Genomic DNA, 6,515 nt, shown 5'->3' with positions numbered 1-6,515 from the left:
CCGCCTTCCTCACCGCCGTCCAGGCGAACGAATTCCCCACCCTCTGACCCCAATCTGCTCGGGAGACCTCGCACATGCCCGCCCTTGAGATCGACGCCCTGGTGTTCGATGTGCTCGGCACACTCGTCGACGAACCCGCCGGTATCCGCGCCGGTATCCGTGGCCTCGCTCCGTCGCTCGCCGATCCCGCGATCGAGGAGCTGTTGCAGGTGTGGCAGCGCCACATCGAGGCTGCCCAGCAACGCATCCTGGACGGGAGTCGGCCCTACGCCGCCAGCGACGTTCTGGACCGCGAGGCCGCTCAACTCGTCGCCGACGCGGCGGGGTTCGGCGATCCCGCCGCAGTCGAGGCGCTGGCGCTCGCGGGCCGGCGCCTGCCGGCCTGGCCCGACACCGTGGCCGGTCTCGCCCGCCTCGCCGAACACTTCCCGTTGATCGGGCTCTCCAACGCCGGCCGGACGGCGCTGCTGGGACTCAACGCCCACGCGGGCCTGCGATGGCACCAAGCGCTCTCGGCCGAGGACGCGCGCACGTACAAGCCGACCCCGGCCGTCTACGAACTCGCGGTCACCGTGGCCGGAGTGCCGCCGGAGCGGCTGCTGATGGTCGCCGCCCACGCCTGGGACCTGCGCGGAGCCCAGCGTCTCGGGCTGCGCACCGCGTACGTGGCCCGACCCGTCGGGGACCCGCCGGCGCCGTCGGACCGGTTCGACCTGCACGCCAAGGGACTTGACGACCTGGCCGACCAACTCGGTCTGCCCGTCGGCTGATCGGGCCCCAGGTGAGGCGGAGCTCGATCCAGGGCATCGCCACCCTGGCCCTGGCCAAGGTCGGCAGTTGGAATGCGGCGGCCGGGTGTCCTGGATGTCCGGCCGCCGGCGGTCTTCAGCCAGGGCTCACGCCGTGGCGGCGGTGCGGTGCAGCGTGAACCAGAACGTCGGGACGGGATTGGTGCCAGGTGTCACGTCGACCAGCCGCCACCCGGTGAACCTGGCGGTGAGTTCGTCGGCGGTGACGCCGGACACCAGGTCGTCGAAGGCCCCGGGCCCGTAGCCGAACATCAGCAGGTGCGCGCCGGGGGCCGCCCGCCGCGTGAGGCCGGCCGCGTAGGCGTCGCGGCGGTGCGGGGGAATCCCGCAGTAGCAACTCAGGTCGAAGAACAGGTCGTACGGGCCGGGCAGGCCCACCTCGTCGAGCCGGGTGGCGTCGGCGCACAGCACGGGGATGTCCACTCCGGCCGCCGCGGCCTTCTCCCTCGCCTGCCGGACCGCGCGGTCGACCAGGTCGACGGCCGCCACCTGCCAGCCGTGCCTGGCCAGGTACACCGCGTTGGTCCCGGTGCCGCAGCCGAGTTCGAGAGCCCGGCCCGGCGCCAGTGCGTCGGGGCCTTCGACCAGGGCCACCAGTTCGGGCGGGGTGATCCCGCTGTCCCACGGCGGCTTGCCGTCCCGGTAGAAGTCCTCCATGTAGCCGCGCACCGCGGCCTCTTGATCGAGTTCCGCGGCCGTTCGTGTCTCGCCCATCGCCACACCCCTCCAGGAAACTAGAGTTCATCTCTAGTGACTGACTCTAGAGATAGACTCCCGTCATGGATGAAGTCAAGGGAACCGGCGGAGGCGTCAAGCGCCCCGACAAGCGGGCCGAGCGCTCGCGGCGCACCCGCGAGAAGATCGTCGCGGCGGCGCGGGACCTGTTCGTCGCGCAGGGGTACGGCGTGACGAGCCTGCAGGAGGTGGCGGATCGCGCGGGTGTGGCCGTCCAGACCGTGTACTTCGTCTTCCGCACCAAGCGCGGGCTGTTCAAGGACGTCGTCGACACGACCATCGCGGGCGACGCCGAGCCGGTCGCCACGATGGACCGCGAGTGGTTCCGCGCCGCGTGCGCCGAGCCCACCGCGTCCGGTCAACTGCGCTCCCATGTAAAGGGAGTAGGCGACATCCTCGGCCGCGTCGCCCCGATCATGCCGGTGATCGCGGCCGCGGCGGCCACAGACCAGGAGATCGCCGCGCAGTGGCCGGCGGCCGGTCCCGACCCCCGCTACACCGTCCAGCACGCCGCGGCGAAGGCGCTGACCGCCAAGCCCGACGCCTGCCCCGACGTCGATGCCGACCGCGCCGCCGACCTGCTCTACGGACTGCTCAGCCCGGAGCTGTACCTGATCTTCGTCCGCGACCGGGGCTGGTCCCCCGAGGCGTGGGAGGAGTGGGCCGCCACCACCCTCATCGCCCAGCTCTGCACCGACGCCCCGCTCTCCACCGGCCGCGGACGGGCCGGCGTCAGCTGAGGCGGAGGTCGATCCAGGGAACCGTGTCGCCGGGCAGCAGGTACCTCTCGATCTCGGCGAAGCCGTGCCGCGAGGCGAAGCGCAGTCCGTCCTCGTTGGAGGACAGCACGACGGTCTCGACCACCTCGGCTCCAAGCTCGCGTGCGCGGTCGAGCCCTCGCGCGTAGAGCTGAGCACCGAACCCGCGGCGGCGGTGCGGAGCCAGTACGCGCGCGATCACGGTGGCGGTCCGGGTGTCGTCCGCCGGCGGGCGCACCGTGCTGCATCCCACCAACACGTCGTCGAGGTAGGCGACTTCGATGTGGTGGCGCCGGGACCGGTCCCGTACGTCGTCCAGGGACAGGACGTGCGTCGGGATGATCGCGTTGTGGACGTGCTGCCAGTCGCGGAACGCGGCCTCGTCGGCGGGCTGTTGGATGCGCAGGCGGAGGTCGGACATCAGCACAGGATGCCCGAGGAGGGCGCCGGACCTCAACTCGGTTTCGGCGCCGCGGGGTCGGGGCGGCGGCGGGCGAGGTGGACGTGGATGTCGGCGGCGATCTCGACCGTCTCGGGGAGGACCCGGGCGATCGCGCGGAACACCTGGTCCCGTTCCGGGGCGGGCAGCATCAGGTAGGCCGAGATCGTCGAGAGGTGACCGACGTACTCCCGCCCAACCACCCGTGGCGACTACGACCTTGGCGCGACGTCGGGCATCAAGGCCGTTGGCATCGAACTCGGCGAGTTCGTCGATGCGCCGGGCTCCCGGGACGACCGCGCAGGCACGGGCCGGCCGAGCCGGATGAATTGCTGGCCACAGTCGAACTGCTGGTGCGATTCGCCGTAGAAGCTCGCATGAACGACGAGCAGTTGTACCGCTGGACGTCGCTCTGATCTTCGCTGTGGCTATTCGGTTCCGACGGCGGCAGCGTGCAGTTCACGGAGTACATCGCCCAGAACGGTGGCGGCGTCGCCGAGCACTTCCCGCTCGAACATCGAAGTCTTGTCGGTCCATGGTTGGGCGTTGACGAGTGCTCGGACCGCACCGGGACGGCAGTAGTCGATGAGCCCGGCGGCGGGGAACACTGTCCCGGAAGTGCCGATGGCGATCCACACGTCGGCATGACGGGCGGCGTCAATCGAGGCGCGGATCTTCTTGGCCGGGAGTTGCTCTCCGAACAGGACGACGTCGGCGCGGGCGATGCGCCCGCAGTGCGGGCAGGTGGGCACCGTTTCGTGGAGGTCCTGGTCGAACCAGGCACCGTGGCGGGAGTGGCATGCCTTCCCCGAGCAGCGGGTGCGGAACACGCTGCCGTGGAGTTCGGCGACGTGCGTGGATCCCGCCCGGGTGTGGAGCCCGTCAATGTTCTGGGTGGCAATGTGCACGTGGAAGTGGGATTCGGCGGCGACCAACGCCTCGTGTGCAGGGTTGGGTTGCGCGAGGGACGAGGCGTGACGTAGTTCGTTCCAGTGATCCCATGCCTGTTGGGCTTTGCCGTGCCAGCGAGACGCGGTGCTGAGCTTCGCGGCGTCCGGGTTGCGGTCCCACATGCCGTTGCCGCCCCGGTAGACGGGCAGCCCCGATGGGGCGGAGATACCGGCCCCCGTGAGGACTGCGAGCCAAGGTTTATGGTCAGCGACCACGACATCAGTCATACGATCACTCTAGGTCCCTGGTGAAGTCTCACGGCACCGGATTTTGCACCGTCGTCCCAGTTCTGCTGGGGGCGCGACAGACCAAGGCCATTGCCCTGGGCCTGGGTTGTGGGTTGATCGGTCTGCGCGTCTTGATCGCTGCCGGGTCGGCTGATTGGCTGGTCGGCATGTCTGAGCTCGGACCCGTCGCATGGCCGCCTGAAACGATCCGGACCGGGAGGCTCGTACTCCGTGCGTCCGCGGCCCGGGACCGTGGGGCGTTCATCGAACTGCTGGCGTCGCCAGAAGTGCACACCTATCTCGGCGGCCCCCGGTCGCGTGACGAGCTTGAGCGCGAGATGCCCGAGGTGCCCGAGCAGTGGCCGGGGAGCTTCGTCGTCGAGCTCGACGGGGCGATGATCGGCCAGATCCTGCTCAGGAGAGCATCGGAGCGGCATCGCCCGGCTGCCGCGGGCAAGGCCGATCTCGGCTATCTGTTCCTGCCGCGGGCGTGGGGATTCGGGTACGCCGCCGAGGCGTGCGCGGCGGCGCTCGACTGGTTCGACGGCGTCCTGCCCGGCGAGCCGGTGGTGCTCGCCACCCGGACCGCCAACCTCGGCTCGATGCGCCTCGCGGCAAAGCTGGGGTTCACCGAGGTGGAGCGGTTCCATGCCTGGGACGCCGAGCAGTGGCTCGGCCTGCGGTCACCGGTCACGCCGTCCGCTTGAGTTCATGAGCAGGACAACCCGTTGCCGGTGTCAGGTGAGGCGGAGGTCGATCCAGGGGATCGTGTCACCGGGCAGCAGGTACCGCCTACGGCTCGGAACTCAACTCCGTTGCCGGTTCCCCGGGTCGGGGCGGCGGCGGGCGAGGTGGACGTGGATGTCGGCGGCGATCTCGACCGTCTCGGGGAGGACCCGGGCGATCGCGCGGAACACCTGGTCCCGTTCCGGGGCGGGCAGCATCAGGTAGGCCGAGATCGTCGAGAGGTGACCGACGTACTCGCCGGCGGTCATCGTCAACTGCCTTGCTACCAGGCGCTGTTGGACGTCGGCGAAGCACTCGGACCGTTGCAGTTCCGTACCCGGCCACTGCATGGCGTGGTCCGGGGGCGTGCCGTCCGGCGACGGGATGTCGTCGCTCTCGAGGAACGGTGCGCGGGCGGCGCGGACCGCCTCCCGCACGGCGGGGTCGGCCAGTTCGACCGGCCCGCCGAAGGAGGCGAACACGCCGCCCGGTTCGAGCAGCGCGGCCACGCGGGGCCAACGGCCGTCCGGGTTCGTCCAGTGCAGGGCCGCGGCCGCGTAGACCAGGCCGTACGTCCCGCCGCCCGCGCCGCCGCTCTCGCCGCCCGCACCCGCACCCGGTCGTAGGTCTTCGAACGCGGCCTGCACCGCACAGACTTGTGCCGGCACGTGCTTGCGCAGCTCCGCGAGCATGGCGCCGTCGGGCTCGGTCGCGGTGACCGCGATGCCGAGTCGCGCGAACAGGCGGGTGGCCTTGCCGGTCCCGGCGCCGATTTCGAGGGCGGTGCGCAACGGGCGCCCCGCGTACGCCGTCACCGTGTCGAGCAGCTCGACGGGGTACCCCGGCCGGAACCGTTCGTACGCTTCCGCCATCGCTCCGAAGCTCAGCGCGCGACCAGACATGCGGAGCATCCTGGCACGGGCCGCGCGCCCGCGCCCGCCCGTTTCGCGGCACCCTGCTACCAGGGCACCACGCCGCCGTCGTCGTAGAACGCACCGGTCGGACCGTCGTCGGGCAGCGACGCGAGCCGGATCGCGACCACGGCACCCTGCTCGGGGGTGCGGACCCCGCGGAAGCCGTTGAGGTCGGTCGCGCAGTAGCCCGGGCAGCCCGCGTTGATCAGGATGTTCGTGTCCGCCAGTTCCTTGGCGTACTGGATGGTGACGGCGTTGAGGAACGTCTTCGACGCCGAGTACGCCGCGGAGATCGGGCCCGTCTCGGCGCCGGGCGTGGTCTGGAGGGTGAGAGAACCGACGCTGCTGGACATGTTCACGATCCGCGGCGACGCCGAGCGGCGCAGCAGCGGCAGCAGCGCGTTGGTGACGCGGATGACGCCGATGACGTTGGTCTCCACGGCCGTCCGTACGGTGTCGAGGGCGACGGCGGTGGGCGCCTGCGGCGCGGCGCCGGTCACGCCGGCGTTGTTGACGAGGACGTCGAGCCGGCCGGCGCGCTCCTCGATCAGGCGGGCGGCGGCGGCCACGCTCTCGTCGTCGGTCACGTCGAGCGGGACGCCGAACGCGTCCACGCCGTCCTCCCGCAGCTTCTGTACGGCGGCTTCCCGGCGTTCGTCGCTGCGGGCGCCGACGCCGACGCTCCAGCCGAGGGCGCCGAGGCCGACCGCGATCTCGTATCCGATGCCCTTGTTCGCACCGGTGACCAGTGCGATGGTCCGGCCGTTGTCGGGTTCGCGCACGTGTCCGCTCGTGCTTCCGTTGGTGCTTCCGTTCGTGTTTCCACTCATGTCTCCAAGCGTGCTCCGCACCCGGGCGGGGGCGCCAGGACCATGTGGGTGGGCGGCGATACCGTACGGGTATCCTCGCAGTTCAGCTCGGCCGTATCGGCCCGCGGCCGGGGCGTGTCGGGTACC

At 70.9% G+C, this 6,515-nt stretch carries 9 protein-coding genes; 3 read left to right on the top strand and 6 right to left on the bottom strand.

What is annotated here, in order from left to right; all coding sequences use genetic code 11:
- Positions 1 to 74 precede the first annotated feature (74 nt).
- Positions 75 to 770, top strand: a complete 696-nt coding sequence (locus AC13HU_RS29140) for a haloacid dehalogenase type II (protein WP_483044955.1) — start codon at positions 75 to 77, stop codon at positions 768 to 770.
- 126 nt (positions 771 to 896) lie between these two features.
- Here AC13HU_RS29140 and AC13HU_RS29135 read toward each other — a convergent pair whose 3' ends face one another.
- Positions 897 to 1,523: a class I SAM-dependent methyltransferase gene (locus AC13HU_RS29135; RefSeq protein ID WP_483044954.1), complete on the bottom strand. Its 627-nt coding sequence runs from the start codon at positions 1,521 to 1,523 to the stop codon at positions 897 to 899.
- 65 nt (positions 1,524 to 1,588) lie between these two features.
- On the opposite strand from AC13HU_RS29135, the gene AC13HU_RS29130 reads away from it, so the two are divergent.
- Positions 1,589 to 2,284, top strand: coding sequence for a TetR/AcrR family transcriptional regulator (locus AC13HU_RS29130; protein ID WP_483044953.1), 696 nt, complete (start codon positions 1,589 to 1,591; stop codon positions 2,282 to 2,284).
- Here AC13HU_RS29130 and AC13HU_RS29125 read toward each other — a convergent pair.
- The 3 genes from AC13HU_RS29125 to AC13HU_RS29115 all read right to left on the bottom strand — a co-directional run bounded on the left by AC13HU_RS29125 (position 2,277) and on the right by AC13HU_RS29115 (position 3,919).
- Complete coding sequence (locus tag AC13HU_RS29125; RefSeq protein WP_483044952.1) at positions 2,277 to 2,723, bottom strand: GNAT family N-acetyltransferase; 447 nt, start codon at positions 2,721 to 2,723, stop codon at positions 2,277 to 2,279. The genes AC13HU_RS29130 and AC13HU_RS29125 overlap by 8 nt on opposite strands.
- Positions 2,724 to 2,755: 32 nt before the next feature.
- Complete coding sequence (locus AC13HU_RS29120; protein ID WP_483044951.1) at positions 2,756 to 2,944, bottom strand: hypothetical protein; 189 nt, start codon at positions 2,942 to 2,944, stop codon at positions 2,756 to 2,758.
- A 225-nt stretch (positions 2,945 to 3,169) separates the two neighbouring features.
- Positions 3,170 to 3,919 carry an SIR2 family NAD-dependent protein deacylase gene (locus tag AC13HU_RS29115; protein WP_483044950.1) on the bottom strand — a complete coding sequence of 250 codons (750 nt, stop codon included), beginning with the start codon at positions 3,917 to 3,919 and terminating at the stop codon, positions 3,170 to 3,172.
- 167 nt (positions 3,920 to 4,086) lie between these two features.
- Between AC13HU_RS29115 and AC13HU_RS29110 the strand changes: the two genes are divergently transcribed.
- Complete coding sequence (locus AC13HU_RS29110; RefSeq protein ID WP_483044956.1) at positions 4,087 to 4,626, top strand: GNAT family N-acetyltransferase; 540 nt, start codon at positions 4,087 to 4,089, stop codon at positions 4,624 to 4,626.
- A gap of 99 nt (positions 4,627 to 4,725) precedes the next feature.
- Here the strand turns inward: AC13HU_RS29110 and AC13HU_RS29105 are convergent, their stop codons facing one another.
- The gene (locus AC13HU_RS29105; RefSeq protein ID WP_483044949.1) at positions 4,726 to 5,547 is read right to left on the bottom strand and encodes a class I SAM-dependent methyltransferase; all 822 of its coding nucleotides are present in this window, start codon (positions 5,545 to 5,547) and stop codon (positions 4,726 to 4,728) included.
- 56 nt (positions 5,548 to 5,603) lie between these two features.
- Entirely contained in the window at positions 5,604 to 6,389 is a 786-nt protein-coding gene (locus tag AC13HU_RS29100; protein WP_483044948.1) for an SDR family oxidoreductase, read from the bottom strand.
- Positions 6,390 to 6,515: the final 126 nt, after the last annotated feature.

This window comes from Streptomyces sp. NH27 (assembly GCF_056859195.1).
This window is presented reverse-complemented; position numbering and strand designations above follow the sequence as displayed.